Consider the following 251-nt stretch of genomic DNA (forward strand, 5'->3'; position numbering starts at 1 on the left):
GATGAGGCCCGCATCGGCCAGAAGAACACCCTGCCGCGCCGCTTGCGCCCGCCGTGGCAGCCGCCCCTCGGCACCCAAGGATCAGCGCACGGCCTACGCCTACATCTTCGGAGCGATCTGCCCGGAGAAGGGCAAGGGTGCCGGCCTCGTCATGCCCCACTGCGACAGCGAGGCAATGAGCCTGCATCTGGCTGAGATCAGCCGCAGCGTCGATCCCGATGCCCACGCCGTGCTGATGTTGGATGGCGCGG

Annotated in this window: 1 pseudogene; it reads left to right on the top strand. The window is 68.5% G+C overall.

The features are described from left to right. A pseudogene (locus tag WDW90_RS40250) lies at positions 1-251 on the top strand (IS630 family transposase); the annotation flags it as partial.

The organism is Methylobacterium nigriterrae, assembly GCF_037106235.1.
GTDB classification, from domain to species: Bacteria; Pseudomonadota; Alphaproteobacteria; order Rhizobiales; family Beijerinckiaceae; genus Methylobacterium; species Methylobacterium nigriterrae.